Raw genomic sequence first — 17,765 nt, forward strand, 5'->3', positions numbered from 1 at the left:
CGACCGTATCGGGCGTTCATTAGTGGCACGATACCCCGAACGCGAGCAAATTGCGTGGCGGTGATGTCCCGCCCGTATCTACGCGCGATCGGGCCGATTGGATGCGTGATCAGCCCAGTGCGCCGGGCCGCCCCAGCGCCGTTTCGTACAATGCCTTGTACCGCGCGATCATCGACGCCTCGTCGAACTGGGCGCGCGCCTTTGCCTGGTTCGCGGCGCCGACGCGGCGGCGTGCAGGCGCGTCGGTCGCCAGCGCCTGCAACCGGTCGCGCAGGTGAACTTCGTGCCGGTCGATCCCCATGTACAGCGCATTCTCCTCCGCCAGCATCGAGGCGATATCGCCCAGCGGCGGCGCCACCACCGGCAGGCCGGTGGCCATCGCCTCCATCACCGAAATCGGCTGCTGCTCGCTGCGCGACGACAGCGCGAAGATATCGAACAGCCCCATATACGTCCATGGCTGCGGCAGGAATCCGGGCAGATGCACCCGGTCGTCGATCCCCATCGCCTCCGCCGCGTCGAGGATCGCTTGACGCTCGGGCCCTTCGCCGACGATCACCAGCCGCACCTTCACCGCGATGCCCCCGACGGCGCGAACCAGCAGCGGCAGATCCTTCACCTCGCGCAGTCCGGCGACCGATCCGATCACGATTTCACCCGGTTTGCGGCGGAAACCGGGGATCGCGTCGACCCGCACGTCCTTCGCATAGCGGTCGACCGCCACGCCATTGCCGATCAGGTGCAGCCGCGCCTCCGGCTGTTTCCACGCATCGCGGGCCACCGCGTGCAGCTTGTGCGACGGCACCACCAGCGCGTCGGCAGCGCCCAGCGCGATGCGGCGATACATGTTGCGCACCGGGTTCAGCCGGCGCGCCTCGTCTTCGTTGAAGCCGTCCTCGTGATGGATCACCGGCGGCGTGCCCTTGGCGAACACCCGCTTCGCCATGACCCCGTCGATCGCACCCCAGTTATAGGTCAGCACCAGATCGAACCGGCGCATATAGGCGGCGATCGCTTCGTACCGCGCGACCGAGGGCTTGCCGGTCAGCGGCGGCGGGTTCTGCGCGATCTCGTACCGGATATGCTTGCCGATCGCCGCCTGCGCCTCGACCCGGTCAGGGACGCCCGACACGATGCTGTGCACCGCGCGGTCGCCCCATGCGTGCATCAGCCGCACCGCCCGCGCCTCCTTGCCGCCATAGGCGAAGGACGAATGCAGATGCAGGATGCGGACCGGCGCGCTCATGCCGCGACCACGCGCGCGAGCAGCCGGTCGATCGCGGCGACTCCTTCGGGTTCGGACAGGGTCGGCGCATGGCCGACGCCGGGCACGACCGACAGTTCCGCTCCCTGCCCCTGCGCGACCATCGCATCGGCAACGCGCGCGGACAGGATATCCGACAGGTCGCCGCGCACGATCCCGACCGGTTTGCCCGCCAGCGCGGCATAGGCGCTCCACATGTCCAGTCCCGCCTCGTTCCCCGGTACGCGGAACGGCTCCGCGATCTTCATGTCGTAATCGAGCAGGATGCGCCCCGCCGAATTGAGCCGGTGCACCCGTTTCGCCATGTGCAGCCAGTCCTCGACCGCATAGCCTGGATAGGCGGGGCCGTTGCCTTCCGCCATGCACCGCGCCGCATGCATCCATGTCGGGTGCGATACCTGCCGCCCGACATAGCCGCGAATGCGCCCCAGCCCGACTGGATCGAGTTCGGGACCGATATCGTTGAGCAGCGCCGCCGCGATCCGATCGCGGTCGGTCGCCGCCAGCAGCATCGTCAATATACCACCCAGCGAGGTTCCGAACGCGACCACACGCGGCAGGTCAAGCTGGTTCAGCAGCGCCTCGACGTCCTGCATGTAGACCAGCGGGACATAGGTCATGGGATCGCGGGCATAGGCGCTTTCCCCGCGCCCGCGCATTTCGGGCACGATCAGCCGCCATTCGCCCGCCAGCCGCATCGCGACATCGTGCCAGTCGCGCGCGTTGCGGGTCAGCCCGTGCAGGCACAGGATGGCGGGGCGGTCGGCCCGTCCGGCATAGTCGCGATAATGCAGCCGGAGGCCGTCGTTCGACCACCAGTAGCCATCGGTGAAACGTTGCTTGTCCTCGGCGGTCATCGCCCCACATATCGCCCATGACCGACCAGCCGCAACCCGCCCGCTATCGTCCGCGCACCGATATTCTTGCTTTGGGCGACGGCTTTTATGATTCGGTGACGGCGGCGGCGTTTCCGGCGCACGTCCTGCGCTTTCGCAACGATCGCGCGGCGACGCAGATCGGGATCGTACCAATAGATTCCGCTATTACTTCGTCATCCCGGCGAACGCCGGGATCGCCCGGTGACGAGCGCGACACGCCTACAGCAAGCGATCCCGGCTTGCACCGGGATGACGAAGTGGGGAAGCAGCTCCTGCTTCTGGACGATGCCGGTTGGCTCGATCATTTCGGCCGGTTCTCGCCTCTGCCCGGCAACCTCCCCCATCCGCTCGCGCTGCGTTATCACGGGCATCAGTTCGGCAGCTACAATCCCGACATCGGTGACGGTCGCGGGTTCCTGTTCGCGCAGGCGACCGATGCCGCCGGACGGTTGATGGACCTTGGGACCAAGGGGTCGGGCCAGACGCCGTACAGCCGGTTCGGCGACGGGCGGCTGACGCTGAAGGGCGGCGTGCGCGAGATACTGGCGACCGAGATGCTGGAGGCGCTGGGCGTGCCTACCTCGCGCACCCTGTCGCTCATCGAAACGGGCGAGGCACTGGAGCGGGGCGACGAACCGTCCCCGACGCGGTCGGCGGTGCTGGTGCGGCTGAATCACAGCCACGTACGGATCGGCACGTTCCAGCGGCTGGCCTATCTGCGCGACGACGACGCGATGCGCGCGCTGGTCGAGTACACGCTGACCCGGCTGCATGGACGTGTCCCGGACGCGCAACCGGCGGCGGAACTGCTGGACGAGGTCGTCGGGCGCAGCGCGGCGCTGGCCGGGTGGTTCATGGCGGCGGGGTTCGTCCACGGCGTGCTCAACACCGACAACATCAACGTGACCGGCGAGAGTTTCGATTACGGCCCGTGGCGGTTCGCACCGACATGGGACGCCGATTTCACCGCCGCCTATTTCGATCATCAGGGGCGATACGCGTTTGGCCGACAGCCCGATGCGATGCACTGGAACGTCATGCAACTGGCCGTGGCGCTGCGGACCGTCAGCGACGCCGCACCGCTGATCGCCGCGCTGGAGACGTTTCCCGAACGTTACGCGCAGGGCGTGGCCCGCGCGATGCTGTGGCGGCTGGGCGTCCTGCCGCGCGAGGATGCCGCCGACCGCGCACTGGTCACGGCGATCCAGGCGGCGCTGGCCGCGTCGCGCATGCCGATCGATGCGTTCTACCATGACGCGTTCGGCGGCTGGCTGCCCGAAGGCGACGCATGGCACGCGTTCGAGGAAGTACGCGCGCTGATCGCCGACTACCGCCCGCGCAAGGACCGCAGCCACCCCTATTGGCAAGATCCCGCTCCGTGTTCGATGCTGATCGACGAGGTGGAGGCGATCTGGGCCGCGATCGCCGACCGCGACGACTGGCAACCGCTGTCCGACAAGATCGCGGCGATCCGGCGGATGGGCGAGGCGCTGGCGCCATGACTGGATTTGGTACAAGACCATGCGGTTCCACGAAGGATGACGCACACGACCATGGCCGAACTCGTCTCGACTGAACCTGCGACCGGCGCGATCCTGTGGCGCGGCGCGATCGGCGATGCCGATACCGAAGTCGCCGCCGCGCGCGGCGCATGGGCCGGATGGGCGTCACGCCCGCTGACGTTCCGTATCGAGGCGCTGCGCCGCTTCGCCAACGTCGTCCGCGCACGGTCCGAAGCCTTTGCCGACCTCATCGCGCGCGAAACGGGCAAGCCGTTGTGGGAAGCACGGACCGAGGTCGATACCGTCATCGCGAAGGTCGAGATATCGATCACCGCCTATGGCGAACGGACCAGCCAGCGGCGGCTCGATTCACCCGGCAATTCGCGTATGGCGCTGCGCCACAAGCCACATGGGGTGCTGGCGGTCCTCGGGCCGTACAACTTCCCCGCGCATCTGCCCAACGGCCATATCGTTCCCGCGTTGATCGCGGGGAACGCCGTCGTGTTCAAACCGTCCGAGAAGACGCCGGCCAGCGGCGCGTTCCTGATCGACTGCTATCGCGCGGCGGGCATTCCCGACGGCTGCGTCAGGCTGCTGATCGGTGGCGCGGACGAAGGGCGCGCCCTGGCCGGGCATTCCGATATCGACGGGCTGCTGTTCACCGGATCGGCGCGCACGGGCATCGCGCTCAACCGTCAGTTCGCGGAGACGCCGGACAAGATCCTTGCGCTCGAAATGGGCGGGAACAACCCGATCGTGGTGTGGGATTCGCCCGATATCTATTCGGCCGCAGTGCTGGTGGTGCAATCGGCCTTCACCTCCGCCGGTCAGCGCTGCACCGCCGCCCGCCGGCTGATCGTCGACCGGCGGCTGGCCGATCCGTTGCTGCGCGCGATCGACGAGTTGTGCGGCCGGCTGGTGATCGGCGAACCGCATGCCAGCCCCGCGCCGTTCATGGGACCGGTGATCGACAACGACGCCGCCGACGTGCTGACCGAAAGTTTCCTGACGCTGTCCGCCCGCGGCGGACGCCCGCTGCGGCACATGGAACGACTGGTCGAGGGACGTCCGTTCCTGACGCCCGGAATCATCGACATGTCCGACACCACCGACCGCGTCGACGTGGAACTGTTCGGCCCGTTGTTGCAACTGTTCCGTGCCGACACGTTCGAGGACGCGATCGCCGAAGCGAACAATACGCGCTACGGCCTGTCGGCGTCGCTCATCAGTCAGGACCCCAAATTGTACGACGGTTTCTGGGCGAACATCCGGGCGGGCATCGTCAACTGGAACCGGCCGACCAACGGCGCATCGTCAGCGGCCCCGTTCGGCGGCATCGGCTGGTCGGGAAACCATCGCCCCTCGGCCTATTACGCGGCGGATTATTGCGCCTATCCGGTGGTTTCGGCCGAAGCCGATCAGGCGCGGGCGTCGATCGGTATCGGACTGCGCGACGGGTAAAGAGGCACCGGCCCGGCTTCCGCCGGACTGTGGGAGGCGTCCTGTCATCCCACCAGCAAGCAGCCGAGCGTCACTCGGGACCTGTTCCGGGGTCACCTGACCACAAGCGATGCGGAAAAAGCTTGATCACCAACGAAGGCGGCACCGTGGACGCTGGAACGGGTCCGGGGTGACTACGCGGTGATCGCGGGAGTCGGGACGATCCCCCCGCGTCGTCCGGCCATGTACGGCGGGCCGGCAAGCCGGCCGACCGTCTTCCGAACCCTCAAGCGCCCTCCAGCAGACGCTCCTTCGCGATCCGGTCGCGCCAGACGAGGGGGGCGAGGTGGTGGACATTCTGTCCTTCGCTGTCGACCGCGACGGTGACCGGGAAGTCCTGCACGTCGAATTCGTAGATCGCTTCCATGCCCAGATCGGCGAAACCGACGACCTTCGACCCCTTGATCGCGCGTGCGACGAGGTACGCGGCGCCGCCCACCGCCATCAGATAGGCGGATTTGCGCTCGGCGATCGCGCTGGTCGCATCGGCACCGCGTTCGGCCTTGCCGACCATCGCCAGCAGCCCCTGATCCAGCATCATCCGCGTGAACTTGTCCATGCGCGTCGCGGTGGTGGGGCCGGCGGGGCCGACGACTTCCTCGCCCACCGGATCGACCGGGCCGACATAATAGATCACCCGGCCCCGGAAATCGACCGGCAGCGGCTCCCGCTTCGCCAGCATGTCGGCGATCCGCTTGTGCGCCGCGTCGCGCCCGGTCAGCATCTTGCCCGACAGCAGCAACCGGTCGCCATGCTTCCACGTCGCGACGATTTCCGGGGTCAGCGTGTCCAGATCGACGCGGATCGCCGCCTTGTCCGGCGTCCAGTTCACATCGGGCCAGTCCGCAAGGTTGGGCGTTTCGAGATAGGCCGGCCCCGACCCGTCCAGCGTGAAATGCGCATGGCGGGTCGCGGCGCAATTGGGGATCATCGCCACCGGCTTCGATGCGGCATGCGTCGGCCAGTCGAGAATCTTGACGTCCAGCACGGTCGACAGCCCGCCCAGTCCCTGTGCCCCGACGCCCAGCGCGTTGACCTTGTCCATCAACTCGATCCGCAGTGCCTCGATGTCGTTCGTCGGCCCGCGCCGTTTCAGTTGGGCCATGTCGATCGGCCCCATCAGCGATTCCTTGGCCAGCAGCATCGCCTTTTCGGCGGTGCCGCCGATGCCGATGCCGATCATGCCGGGCGGGCACCAGCCCGCGCCCATCTGCGGAATCATTTCCAACACCCAGTCGACGATCGAATCGCTGGGGTTCATCATCTTGAACTTCGACTTGTTCTCCGATCCGCCGCCCTTGGCCGCGACGTCGATCGATACCGTCGATCCCGGCACCATCTCGACGTGCAACACGCTGGGCGTATTGTCCTTCGTGTTGCGACGCGTGAAGGCGGGATCGGCGAGGATCGACGCGCGCAGCTTGTTCTCCGGGTGCAGGTACGCGCGGCGCACACCCTCGTCGACGACCTCCTGCAACGACCGGTCGGACGCGAGGCGGCAATCCTGTCCCCATTTGACGAAGACGGTGACGATGCCGGTATCCTGACAGATCGGCCGATGCCCTTCCGCACACATGCGGCTGTTGGTCAGAATCTGCGCGATCGCGTCCTTGGCGGCGGGCGACTGTTCGGCAGCATAGGCATCGCCCAGCGCGCGGATATAGTCCATCGGGTGGTAATAGCTGATGTATTGAAGCGCGTCGGCGACGCTGTCGATCAGGTCGGCTTCGGTGATGGTCACGGTCATCGGCGGTCCATTCGCGGTCTGTTTCCCCGGCCCTATCGCGTCCGGGCGACCGCATGCAAAGAATTCGTTCACGTTGGGGCGCTATGACGGCCCTGATGGCACGGGGGACGGGCGTTGCAGGGCGGTGGGTTGAAGGCGACGTTACGGTCATGGGTCCAACGCCCCACCGAGCCGATGTCCACGGATTCCGATCTGCACGCACGCCTGATCCACGAGGCGGAGAGTCACGGCCATAGCTGGTTCTGGCAGACCGACCGGCAGGGCCGGATCGACTATCTGAGCGCCAAGATCGCGACGATCTTCACCGACGCCGGCATCGACCCGTTCGGCATGCCGCTCAGCGACCTGCTGCGGATCGCGGGCGATCCGGCGGATGCGCAGGACGGCGGCGAACGCACGATCGCATTCCATATGACGGCACGCACGCCGTTCACCGATTACGCCGTCAGTCCCGTCGGCGGACCCGACGCGCATAGCTGGACCGTATCGGGCAGCCCGTTCTGCGATCGGTTCGGACGGTTCGAAGGATTCGTCGGCAGCGGCAGCGACGAAGCCGCGATCCGCAGTTCGGATGCGGCGATCACGCGCCTTGCGCTGTTCGACAGCCTGACCGGCCTTGCCAACCGCCAGCGGCTGCGACGGTCGCTCGACCAGGCGCTGGCGCAGGGTGGCTATGCCGGGACCGGGCTGTTGCTGCTCGACCTCGACCGGTTCAAGGCCGTCAACGACACGCTGGGCCATCCGACCGGCGACGCGCTGCTGCAACAGGTGGCGCGGCGGCTGTTGCAGGTGGTCGGCGATGCCGGGCTGGTCGGGCGGTTGGGCGGCGACGAGTTTCAGATCGTGTTGCCGCGCACGGCGGACCATGGCGAACTGGCGACACTGGCGCAGGCGGTTATCTCCACGCTATCGCAGCCCTATTTCCTGAATGGCGCGTCGGTATCGATCGGCTGTTCGATCGGGATCGCGGTGTCGCCCGACCATGGCACCTGCCCCGACACTTTGGTCGCGAGTGCCGATCTGGCGCTGTATGACGCAAAGGACGCGGGGCGCGGCGTCCATCGTTTTTTCCGGGACGCGCTGCGCGATCATTCGCGGTCCCGTTCGCGTCTGGAACAGGAACTGCGCGGCGCGATCGCGGGCGATCAGATGCGGATCATGTACCAGCCGGTCGTGGCGACCCGCGATGGATCGATCACCGGTTTCGAAGCGCTGGTCCGTTGGCAGCACCCGGTGCACGGGACGCTGCAACCCGCCGATTTCGTCGGCGTCGCGGAAGAATGCGGGCTGATCGAAGCGATCGGCGAATGGGTGTTGCGCACCGCCTGTGCCGATGCCGCGACATGGCCGGGCGAACCCCGCCTGTCGGTCAACATCGCGGCGGCGCAGCTGGGCAGTCCCGCGCTGCCTGCGATCGTCACCAACGCACTGGCCCGCGCCAGGCTGCAACCCGACCGGCTGGAACTGGACGTCGCCGAAGCGGCGGTGCTGCGCGACATGACGGCGGCGGCAGCGCGATGCGCCGCGTTGAAGGCGATCGGGGTCCGCATCGCGCTCAACGATTTCGGCGCGGGACAGGCGTCGCTGAACGGTCTGCGCCGGCTGCCCTTCGACCGGATCAAGATCGACCGGTCGTATGTGCGCGGCGTCGCCGATGTCGACGGACTGAATGCCGCCGCGATCCGCGCGATCACGACGCTGGCCAACGCGCTGGGCATCGATACGACGGCCAAGGGCGTGGAGTATCACGACGAAGCGGACGCGATCCGCGCGCTGGGCTGCACCGATATCCAGGGCTTCGTCTACGGCGCGCCCGTCGCGACGGCGGCGGCGGGGCGGCTGCTGGCGACCGGCGCGGCGGAAGTCGGCCTGAAAAGCAGCCGCGCGCAACGCACGCGCATGCTGCGGGCGGCGGCGATCGAGATCGACGGACAGCGGCGACAGACCCGCATCCGCGACCTGTCCACCACCGGCGCACAGATCGACACCATCGATTTCGGCGAGGACCGGATCGGTTCGGCGGTGCGGATCGACGTCGGCGATGGCGAATGGGTTTCGTCGACGATTCGCTGGGCCGGAGACGGACGGGCCGGGTTGCAGTTTCTAAGCCCGATCGTGGTCGATCGCCGTACGACCGCGCGCCGGAAACCTTGATCGGATCGTAGCGCCACGCCGGTCGCTTGATCGGCGGTGGCGGGAGCGGTAGCGACGGGGAATGACGACGCCTCCCCTGCCCGCGACCGATGACGATGCCCGCGCCGCGCTGGCCGATCTGGCCGAACGCATCGCGCGCGCCGACCGCCAATATCACGATGCCGACGCACCCGAACTGAGCGACGCGGAATATGACGCGCTGGTACGGCAGAACCGTGCGATCGAGGCGGCGTTTCCACAACTCGTCCGGCCCGATTCGCCTTCTTTACGGGTCGGGACGGTGCCGACGGGGCATCTGGCCAAGGTGGCGCACGCCCGTCCTATGCTGAGCCTGAACAACGGCTTTTCGGACGACGACATCGTCGAATTCGTCACCAGCGTCCGCCGTTTCCTGCGTCTGTCCGACGATGCCGTGGTAGCGCTGACCGCCGAGCCGAAGATCGACGGCCTGTCCTGTTCGCTGCGTTACGAGGACCGGCGGCTGGTCCGCGCGCTGACGCGGGGGGACGGCACGATCGGCGAGGATGTGACGGCGAACGTGGCGCATGTCGCGGACGTGCCACAGGAATTGCCGGCCTCTGCACCCGATGTTTTCGAGGTGCGCGGCGAGATCTACATGGCCAAGGCGGATTTCGCCGCACTGAACGCACGCCTGCTGGCGGACGCGGTCGATCCGGCCAAGGCGCGGCAGTTCGCCAACCCGCGCAACGCCGCCGCCGGTTCGCTGCGCCAGAAGGATGCCGCCGTCACCGCCACCCGTCCGCTCCGGTTCCTCGCGCATGGCTGGGGCGAAACCAGCGGCTTGCCGTCGGATACGCAGGCGGGCGTGGTCGCGGCATTGCGCGACTGGGGCTTCCCGATCGCGGAAGCGTTCCGCCGCTGCGATAGCGTGGACGAGGCGCTGGCGGTCTATCGCGCGATCGAAGCGGCGCGGGCCGACCTGCCGTTCGATATCGACGGCGTGGTCTACAAGCTCGACCGGCTCGACTGGCAGGAGCGGCTGGGCTTTGTCGGACGCGCGCCCCGCTGGGCGATCGCCCATAAATTCCCTGCCGAGCGCGCGCAGACGACGCTGCGCGAGATCGATATCCAGGTCGGGCGGACCGGGGCGCTGACTCCGGTCGCGCGGCTGGAGCCGGTGACGGTCGGCGGCGTGGTCGTCACCAACGCGACGCTGCACAATGCCGACGAGATCGAGCGGCTGGGCGTGCGTCCCGGCGACCGCGTGGTCGTACAGCGCGCGGGCGATGTGATCCCGCAGATCGTCGACAACCTGACGCGCGACGTCGTGCGCGACGCATGGGCGTTCCCCACCGCCTGCCCCGAATGCGGCTCGCTGGCCGAACGCGGCGAAGGCGAGGTCGTCGTTCGCTGTACCGGCGGGCTGGTATGTCCGGCGCAACGCGTCGAACGGCTGATCCATTTCGTGTCGCGCCATGCGTTCGACATTGCCGGGCTGGGGCTGGTGCGGGTCGAGGAGTTCTTTCGCGACGGGTTGATCGCGTCGCCCGCCGACATCTTCCGTCTGCACGCCCATCGCGACGTGCTGATCGCCCGCGAACGCATGTCGGAACTGGTCGTCGGCAAGCTGCTCGACGCGATCGACGCGCGGCGGGATATCGCGCTCGACCGCTTCCTGTTCGCGCTGGGCATCCGCCATGTGGGCGAGGTCACCGCCCGCGATCTGGCACGGCGCCACGGCTCGGTCCGGGGTCTCGCAGCGATGATCCGCCATGGCCTGCGCGTGCGCCGCGCGACCGTCGCGGTACTGGGCGAAAGCGAGCGCAAATTCGTGTTGCGGCGCGGCCGCGCGCTGGTCGCGGCGATCGAGACGCCCGGCATCGGCCCCGAAGTCGCCGACGCGCTACTCGCCTTCTTCGCCGAACAGCATAACCGCGATGTCGTGGCCGATCTGTTGCGCGAGGTTCGTCCGCTCGATGTGGTGCACAAGGCTGTCGCATCCGAACTGACCGGCCAGACCGTTGTATTCACCGGAAAACTCGAAACGCTCAGCCGCGATGAGGCGAAGGCGCAGGCCGACGCCCTTGGCGCGCGGGTGGCCGGTTCGGTATCGAAAAAGACCGATCTGGTCGTCGTCGGCAGCGATGCCGGGTCGAAGCGCGCCAAGGCCGAGGAACTGGGCATCCGCGTGGTCGACGAAGCCGGATGGGCCGCGATCGTCGCCGCCAGCCGCGCGACCGGATCGTGATCTTTTTGCAACGCACCAAAACTGACTGAGCCGCCCCCTTCCCGTTGTCTTAAATTGGAAATAAGCCAGCCCCATTGGCGCCGGGACGGTGATCGCACCGCCTGACCAACTGACGAGTCGCGCCACACCAGCGATTCAAAGGGGACTTATGAACACGAAGCTTTTTGCCGGCGTGGCCTTTGCCGCGCTCCTGCTGCCTGCCGCGGCCTTCGCACAGTCGACCGCATCGAGCGAGATCGACAACGACGAAATCGTCGTTACCGGCACTGCCAACCGCGAAGTCGGCGGGATTGAAGTTCCCGATCAGCCTAAGGCAAAAGTGACGGTCGGCGCGGAACTCATCCAGCGCCAGCGCCCCGGTCAGACGGTGAACGAAATCATCAATCTAGTGCCCGGCGTCAGCAACCAGTCGAACGACCCCTACGGGTCGGGCGGCGGCGGTTTCCGCATTCGTGGTTTTGACTCGTCGCGTATCTCGCAGACGCAGGACGGCATTCCGCTCAACGACACCGGCAACTACGCCATTTACACCAACCAGCAGCAAGATTCGGAAACGCTGGAATCCGTGACGGTCAATCTGGGCGCGACCGATGTCGACAGCCCGACCGCATCGGCCGTAGGTGGAACGATCAACATTCGCACCCGTGTTCCAGGCGACGAACTGGGGGCGCTGTTCTCCGGATCATACGGTGATTACGGCTACCACCGCGTGTTCGGTATGCTCGATTCGGGCGATATCACCGGAATAGGAACGAAGGCGTTCGTTTCGGGATCGTGGACAACCTATCAGAACCCGTTCAATAATTACGGCAAGATCCGCAAACAGCAATTCAATGCCCGCCTGTACCAGGAGCTGGGCGCGAACGGCGACTTCCTGTCGATCGCAGGGAACTATAACGAAAACCGCAACAACTTCTTCGGCTCGGCTCCGCTGCGTGACGATGGCACGCGCGTCCCCGGCACCGGTTCGGGCAACCGTTTCCCGCGCAACTTCGATGAAGCGACGTACACGGTCAACACGACCTGCACGACAACGACGCCGATCGCTGGCGTCGCCAACGTAGCAAATACGTGCGGCACTGAATTCGATCGTCGTTACAACCCGTCCAACACCGGCAACATCCGCGGCAACTCGCGCTTCACGCTAACCGACGGCCTTGTGCTGACGATCGACCCTAGCTTTCAATATGTAAAAGCCAACGGTGGCGGCACGATCACTGGCCGCGAAACGATCCGCACGATCGGAACGCAAAATTATACCGGATTTTCAGGCAACAACTATTATTTCGGCACCGACTTGAACGGGGACGGTGACGTACTTGATACCGTATCGCTGCTTTCGCCGAGCCAGACCTCGACGCGTCGTTATATCGTCATCGCCAACCTGATCTACGATCTTACCGACGACCAGACGGTTCGCCTTGCGTACACTTACGATCGCGGTCGCCATCGCCAGACCGGCGAAGTCGGCAAGCTATTCTCGAATGGCGAACCGACGGACGTCTTCTCGGTCAACGATCCGGTCGTCGACGCCAATGGCAACGTGATCCAAAAGCGCGACCGCAAGTCGTTCGCTACGCTGAATCAGGTTTCCGGTCAGTATCGCGGCGAATTTCTGTCGAACAACCTCACCCTCGACCTTGGCGTACGTGTACCGTTCTTCAAGCGCGAGCTCGATCAGAACTGCTTCACGACCTCAGCCGGCGGTTTCGTCGACTGCGTGCCGTCCCTTCGTCAGGCTGATTATGCGGCTCAGAACCCGACCTTCGCCCGTCCGCAGCGTCGTGAATACAAGTACGATGCAGTACTGCCGAACGTCGGCTTCACCTTCAACCTGACGCCGCAGGCCAGCGTCTTCGCCAGCTATGCCAAGGGTCTGTCGGTGCCAGGCACCGACGTGCTGTACAACGCCTTCTTCTACGCACCCGGCACCGATGGCGCAGAGCCGCAGCCGGAACGCACCGACAGCTTCGACCTCGGCGTCCGCTATCGGTCGGGCAAGATGCAGGCGCAGGTCAGCGGCTTCTACACTACGTTCGAGAACCGTATCGCGACCGCGTTCGACGCAGAACTGGGTGAAAGCGTTTCGCGTAACATCGGCGAAGTTACCCGCTGGGGTGTCGATGCAAGCGTGTCGTACAACCCCATCCCGGAAGTGACCGCCTATATCTTCGGTTCGTACCTGAACTCGGAAATCAAGGACGACTTGCTTGGCGGCAACTGTTCGACGGCGCTCGTCAGCCAGCAAGCCTATGGATGCACCGCGACCACGCAGCAGTATTTCTTCCCTACCGCCGGCAAGCAGGAATCGGGCGTGTCGGAGTATATGTTCGGCGGCCGCATTCAGGGAACGCTGGGTCCGGTCGAGGTCGGCGCGCAGTATAAGCGTACAGGCCCGCGCTATATAAATGACTCCAATCTGCCGCTGGTCGCACGGACCGTTGCTGGCTCCACTGTTACGACGACCGAGTTGTATCCGGCCCGGACCGATGCCTATGATATCGTCGACCTCGACGCGCGGTTCTCGATGGCGCAGTTCGGCTTGAGGAATACCCACTTCCAGCTGAACGTGTCGAACCTGCTCGACAGCTTCTTCATCGGGTACGTCAGCGGCCAGACCAACGATACGTCGGTGCCGTTCGTTCAGATCGGCGTGCCGCGCACCGTCAGCGGATCGATCGTTATCGGCTTCTAAGCCCGACGCGACACCGTTCACGCGAAGGCCGCCGTCCCAGCAATGGGGCGGCGGTTTTCGTTTTGGGGCCGGTTCGGCTAAGGCCTCTTTCCCAACCCGCCCCGATCGCGGTACATGCCGTACCGGGGCCGAACCACGCGACGGAGCGCATGACCGCCAAGCCCGCCATTCTCTCGCGCCCGTTCTTCGAACAGAAGAACCGCGCCTTCTGGCTGTTGCAGGCGGCGGGGTGGACCGGTTACCTGATCCTGCGGTCGGTATCGACGCTGTCGAACGCGGCGTCGCTCAAGAACGTGCTGGGCAATATCGTCGAGGTCATCGTCGGCTATTGCCTGACGCTGTTGATGAGCGTGCTTTACGGCTATTACCGGTCGCTGCCGCGCCTGCCGGCGATGTTCCTGACGCTGTGCACCCTGTCGGCGGCGACGTTCGCCTATTCGCTGATCGATGCGTTCGTCTTCACCTTCATCCGCAACATATCGCCGGATATCAGCTTTTCGCTGGTGCTGGGCACGCTGTTCATCAATTTCACCGTGCTGGCCGGGTGGTCCGCGTTGTATTTCGGGATCAATTTCTACCTCGTGGTCGAACAGCAGGTGGACGAGATGCAGCTGCTGGAGATGCAGGCATCGTCGGCGCAACTGGCGATGCTGCGCTATCAGCTGAACCCACATTTCCTGTTCAACACGCTCAATTCGATCTCGACGCTGGTGCTGCTGAAACAGACCGAGAAGGCGAACGTGATGCTCAGCCGCCTCGCGTCGTTCCTGCGCTACACGCTGGCGAACGAGCCGACCGCGCACGTCACGCTGGAGCAGGAAGTTGAAACCTTGAAGCTCTATCTCGATATCGAGAAGATGAGGTTCGAGGATCGCCTGCGCACCAGCTTCGATATCGACAACCGCGTGATGCACGCGCGGCTGCCGTCGCTGCTGCTGCAACCGCTCGTCGAAAACGCGATCAAATATGCCGTCACGCCGCGCGAGGACGGGGCGGATATCGCCCTCACCGCTCGACTGAACGGGGACCGGGTGCAGATCGCCGTTTCGGACACCGGCCCCGGGTTGATCGACGGGCCGAAGCGTCCGACGCTGTCTACCGGTGTCGGACTTCAGAATATCCGCGACCGGCTGGCGCAGGCTTACGGCCCCGACCACCGGTTCGACACCCGGTCGGGCACGGGCGGCGGCTTCGTGGTCGAGATCGAACTGCCATTCCAGACGCAAGACGTTACCAAAGAGGCTGCATGACCATCCGTACCATCCTTGTCGACGACGAGCCGCTGGCGATCCAGGGACTCGAATTGCGGCTTCAGGCGCATGACGACGTCGAGATCATCGAAAAGTGCATGAACGGTCGCGAGGCGATCCGCGCGATCAAGACCCACAAGCCCGACCTCGTCTTCCTCGATATCCAAATGCCGGGATTCGATGGCTTTTCCGTGGTTCAGGGGTTGATGGAGGTGGAGCCGCCGTTGGTGGTGTTCGTGACCGCCTATAGCGATCATGCGATCCGGGCGTTCCAGGCGGATGCACTGGATTACCTGATGAAACCGGTCGAGGAATCGCGGTTGGCCGACACGCTGGACCGCGTGCGCCAGCGCCTGTCCGAAAAGCGCGGACAGGCCGAAGTCGAAAAGCTGAAGGAAGTGCTGGCGGAGGTCGCCCCCGACACCGCGGCGGAGATGGAAGCGGACGAGAGCAGCGATCCGCTGGGCGCCAACCGCTTCGAAAAGCTCATCAACATCAAGGATCGCGGGCAGATTTTCCGGGTCGACGTCGATACGATCGAAATGATCGAGGCGGCGGGCGATTATATGGTCATCAACACCGGCGATAATTCGCTGGTACTGCGCGAAACGATGAAGGATCTGGAAAAGCGGCTCGACCCGCGCCGGTTCCAGCGGGTGCACCGGTCGACCATCGTCAACCTCGATCTGGTCAAGCAGGTAAAGCCGCATACCAACGGCGAATGCTTCCTCGTGCTCGAATCGGGCGCGCAGGTGAAGGTCAGCCGGTCGTATCGCGACGTGGTGGCGCGCTTCGTTCACTGATGGCGGAGGTGGTTCGGGTAGCGGCGCTGTACCGGTTCGTGGCCGTCGCGGACCCGCAGGCGGTACGCGATCGTCTGGAGACGGTGCTGGCGTGCGCCGGCGTGCGTGGCACGCTGCTGGTGGCGGGCGAAGGGCTGAACGGCACGATCGCGGGCAGCACGGACGGGATCGACGCCGCGCTGGCGGCGATCCGCGCGCTGCCGGGCTGCGACGATCTGATGCCGAAGTTCGCCGAGAGCGATACGATGCCGTTCCACCGGTTGAAGGTGCGGGTGAAGGCTGAGATCGTGACGATGGGCGTGCCCGGCACCGATCCCAACCGGATCGTCGGCACCTATGTCGCGCCGGCCGACTGGAACGCGCTGATCGCCGACCCGCAGACGGTCGTGATCGACACCCGCAACGCGTATGAGGTGAAGGTCGGCACCTTCGCCGGCGCGATCGATCCGGGCACCGACAGCTTTCGCGACTTCCCCGACTGGTTCCGCGCCAACCGCGACACGCTGCTGGCGGGCAAACGCAAGGTCGCGATGTTCTGCACCGGCGGCATCCGCTGCGAAAAATCGACTGCGTTTCTAAAGGCCGAAGGAGTGGCAGACGTCTTCCACCTCGAAGGCGGCATCCTGAAATATCTGGAAATGGTGCAGGAGACCGAGAGCGCGTGGAACGGCGAGTGTTTCGTGTTCGACGAACGGGTCGCGGTCGGCCATGGGCTGGCGGTTGGCAGCCACGCGCTGTGCCGGGGATGTCGGATGCCGGTCAGCGCGGCGGACCGCGCATCTCCGTTGTTCGAGGATGGGGTACAGTGCCCTGCCTGTGCCGGCACGCGCGATGCCGCGACGCTGGCGGGCAAGGCCGAACGGCACCGGCAGGTCGCGCTGGCCGCCGCACGTGGCGAGCAGCATGTCGGGGCGCGGGTCGCGCCCCCGGGTCAGTCGTCCGAACCGCCCTCTGCAGCATCGTCGCCATCGACCGCATCGGCCGGCGGGTTCTGGAAATAGGCCTCGACCGGGCCGGCCAGTTTGATCGTCAGCGGCTGGCCCTTGCGATCGACCTTCTTGCCGAGACCGACACGGACCCAGCCTTCGGAGATCGAATATTCCTCGACATCGGTGCGCTCAGCACCCTTGAAGCGGATGCCGATGCCGCGCTCGAGCGTCGGCTGGTCGAAGAACGGGCTGCGTGGATTGATCGAAAGGCGATCGGGGGGCGTGTCGGTCATGGTTCGCGCCCATGCCGCAAAGCGCGGCGCTCGCCAAGTGGAAACGGGCGAGGGATCGCGCCCCCGCCCGCCCGGCATCAGTTGCAGACGCGCACGCGCACCGTCTGATCGTAATAGGGATCGTAGCGGCGCTCGACCCAGCACCGCTGATAGTCGCGGTAGCGATCGGCATAATAGCCGTCGTTCGGGTAATAGCCGCGCTGGCGATAATAACGGTCGTCATATCCGCGCGGATAGCCGTGATCGGCGTAGTAGCGATCCCGATAGCGGTCGCGCCCATTCGAGGCGAGCGCCGCGCCGATCGCAATGCCCGCGATACCCGCCACGACCGCCGTGCCGCCATTGCTGCCGCGATCGCGATGATAGCCACGACGCCATTGCGCATCGGCCGGGGCGGCGGCGGTCAACGCGGTCGCCGCCAGCGTCATGCCCAGACCGGCCTTGGTCAGCAGGGTCCTCATCACCTTGTCTCCTGTCCATCCGGGACACCCCCGGTACGGTCGACGCGGGTGCGCCGATGATGCGACCTGTGCCACGGAGC

At 65.7% G+C, this 17,765-nt stretch carries 13 protein-coding genes; 8 read left to right on the forward strand and 5 right to left on the reverse strand.

Annotation, left to right across the window (positions count from 1 at the left end; genetic code table 11):
* Positions 1–109: 109 nt before the first annotated feature.
* Entirely contained in the window at positions 110–1,246 is a 1,137-nt protein-coding gene (locus IFT55_RS03900) for a glycosyltransferase (RefSeq protein WP_192089231.1), read from the reverse strand.
* A complete protein-coding gene (locus tag IFT55_RS03905; RefSeq protein ID WP_192089232.1) occupies positions 1,243–2,121 on the reverse strand; it encodes an alpha/beta fold hydrolase in 879 nt (292 codons plus the stop codon). Before IFT55_RS03905 ends, IFT55_RS03900 begins: the two co-directional genes overlap by 4 nt.
* A gap of 17 nt (positions 2,122–2,138) precedes the next feature.
* Here IFT55_RS03905 and IFT55_RS03910 point away from each other — a divergent pair, with 17 nt between their 5' ends.
* Positions 2,139–3,644 (forward strand): protein adenylyltransferase SelO family protein, encoded by a 1,506-nt coding sequence (locus IFT55_RS03910; protein WP_249403546.1) that lies wholly within the window; start codon positions 2,139–2,141, stop codon positions 3,642–3,644.
* 36 nt (positions 3,645–3,680) lie between these two features.
* The gene (astD, locus tag IFT55_RS03915; RefSeq protein WP_249403547.1) at positions 3,681–5,105 is read left to right on the forward strand and encodes a succinylglutamate-semialdehyde dehydrogenase; all 1,425 of its coding nucleotides are present in this window, start codon (positions 3,681–3,683) and stop codon (positions 5,103–5,105) included.
* A gap of 265 nt (positions 5,106–5,370) precedes the next feature.
* On the opposite strand, the gene IFT55_RS03920 is transcribed toward astD, so the two are convergent.
* Positions 5,371–6,891, reverse strand: coding sequence for a fumarate hydratase (locus IFT55_RS03920; protein WP_192089233.1), 1,521 nt, complete (start codon positions 6,889–6,891; stop codon positions 5,371–5,373).
* Between the two features lie 174 nt (positions 6,892–7,065).
* On the opposite strand from IFT55_RS03920, the gene IFT55_RS03925 reads away from it, so the two are divergent.
* The 6 genes from IFT55_RS03925 (at position 7,066) to trhO (ending at position 17,003) form a co-directional block, all read left to right on the forward strand.
* On the forward strand, positions 7,066–9,045 hold the full coding sequence (locus tag IFT55_RS03925) for an EAL domain-containing protein (RefSeq protein ID WP_192089235.1): 1,980 nt from the start codon (positions 7,066–7,068) through the stop codon (positions 9,043–9,045).
* A 61-nt stretch (positions 9,046–9,106) separates the two neighbouring features.
* Complete coding sequence (gene ligA / locus IFT55_RS03930) at positions 9,107–11,254, forward strand: NAD-dependent DNA ligase LigA (RefSeq protein WP_192089236.1); 2,148 nt, start codon at positions 9,107–9,109, stop codon at positions 11,252–11,254.
* A 148-nt stretch (positions 11,255–11,402) separates the two neighbouring features.
* Positions 11,403–13,949: a TonB-dependent receptor gene (locus IFT55_RS03935; RefSeq protein ID WP_192089723.1), complete on the forward strand. Its 2,547-nt coding sequence runs from the start codon at positions 11,403–11,405 to the stop codon at positions 13,947–13,949.
* A 149-nt stretch (positions 13,950–14,098) separates the two neighbouring features.
* Positions 14,099–15,199: a sensor histidine kinase gene (locus IFT55_RS03940; protein ID WP_192089238.1), complete on the forward strand. Its 1,101-nt coding sequence runs from the start codon at positions 14,099–14,101 to the stop codon at positions 15,197–15,199.
* Positions 15,196–16,002 carry a LytR/AlgR family response regulator transcription factor gene (locus tag IFT55_RS03945; RefSeq protein ID WP_192089239.1) on the forward strand — a complete coding sequence of 269 codons (807 nt, stop codon included), beginning with the start codon at positions 15,196–15,198 and terminating at the stop codon, positions 16,000–16,002. Before IFT55_RS03940 ends, IFT55_RS03945 begins: the two co-directional genes overlap by 4 nt.
* Positions 16,002–17,003, forward strand: coding sequence for an oxygen-dependent tRNA uridine(34) hydroxylase TrhO (trhO, locus tag IFT55_RS03950; protein ID WP_192089241.1), 1,002 nt, complete (start codon positions 16,002–16,004; stop codon positions 17,001–17,003). Before IFT55_RS03945 ends, trhO begins: the two co-directional genes overlap by 1 nt.
* On the opposite strand, the gene IFT55_RS03955 is transcribed toward trhO, so the two are convergent.
* Positions 16,934–17,224: a DUF3297 family protein gene (locus IFT55_RS03955; protein ID WP_192089242.1), complete on the reverse strand. Its 291-nt coding sequence runs from the start codon at positions 17,222–17,224 to the stop codon at positions 16,934–16,936. The genes trhO and IFT55_RS03955 overlap by 70 nt on opposite strands.
* Positions 17,225–17,301: 77 nt before the next feature.
* A complete protein-coding gene (locus IFT55_RS03960) occupies positions 17,302–17,685 on the reverse strand; it encodes a hypothetical protein (RefSeq protein ID WP_192089244.1) in 384 nt (127 codons plus the stop codon).
* Between the last annotated feature and the right edge of the window lie 80 nt (positions 17,686–17,765).

The organism is Sphingomonas sp. CFBP 13720 (assembly GCF_014842075.1).
Classification (GTDB): Bacteria; Pseudomonadota; Alphaproteobacteria; order Sphingomonadales; family Sphingomonadaceae; genus Sphingomonas.

Bases quoted from the DNA above. Each gene is read 5' to 3' on its own strand.
- IFT55_RS03955 (WP_192089242.1), bottom strand. From the start codon at position 17,224: ATGACCGACACGCCCCCCGATCGCCTTTCGATCAATCCACGCAGCCCG.
- IFT55_RS03940 (WP_192089238.1), top strand. From the start codon at position 14,099: ATGACCGCCAAGCCCGCCATTCTCTCGCGCCCGTTCTTCGAACAGAAG.
- ligA (WP_192089236.1), top strand. From the start codon at position 9,107: ATGACGACGCCTCCCCTGCCCGCGACCGATGACGATGCCCGCGCCGCG.
- IFT55_RS03900 (WP_192089231.1), bottom strand. From the start codon at position 1,246: ATGAGCGCGCCGGTCCGCATCCTGCATCTGCATTCGTCCTTCGCCTAT.
- IFT55_RS03905 (WP_192089232.1), bottom strand. From the start codon at position 2,121: ATGACCGCCGAGGACAAGCAACGTTTCACCGATGGCTACTGGTGGTCG.
- IFT55_RS03935 (WP_192089723.1), top strand. From the start codon at position 11,403: ATGAACACGAAGCTTTTTGCCGGCGTGGCCTTTGCCGCGCTCCTGCTG.
- IFT55_RS03925 (WP_192089235.1), top strand. From the start codon at position 7,066: ATGTCCACGGATTCCGATCTGCACGCACGCCTGATCCACGAGGCGGAG.
- IFT55_RS03960 (WP_192089244.1), bottom strand. From the start codon at position 17,685: ATGAGGACCCTGCTGACCAAGGCCGGTCTGGGCATGACGCTGGCGGCG.
- IFT55_RS03910 (WP_249403546.1), top strand. From the start codon at position 2,139: ATGACCGACCAGCCGCAACCCGCCCGCTATCGTCCGCGCACCGATATT.
- IFT55_RS03945 (WP_192089239.1), top strand. From the start codon at position 15,196: ATGACCATCCGTACCATCCTTGTCGACGACGAGCCGCTGGCGATCCAG.
- astD (WP_249403547.1), top strand. From the start codon at position 3,681: ATGACGCACACGACCATGGCCGAACTCGTCTCGACTGAACCTGCGACC.
- IFT55_RS03920 (WP_192089233.1), bottom strand. From the start codon at position 6,891: ATGACCGTGACCATCACCGAAGCCGACCTGATCGACAGCGTCGCCGAC.
- trhO (WP_192089241.1), top strand. From the start codon at position 16,002: ATGGCGGAGGTGGTTCGGGTAGCGGCGCTGTACCGGTTCGTGGCCGTC.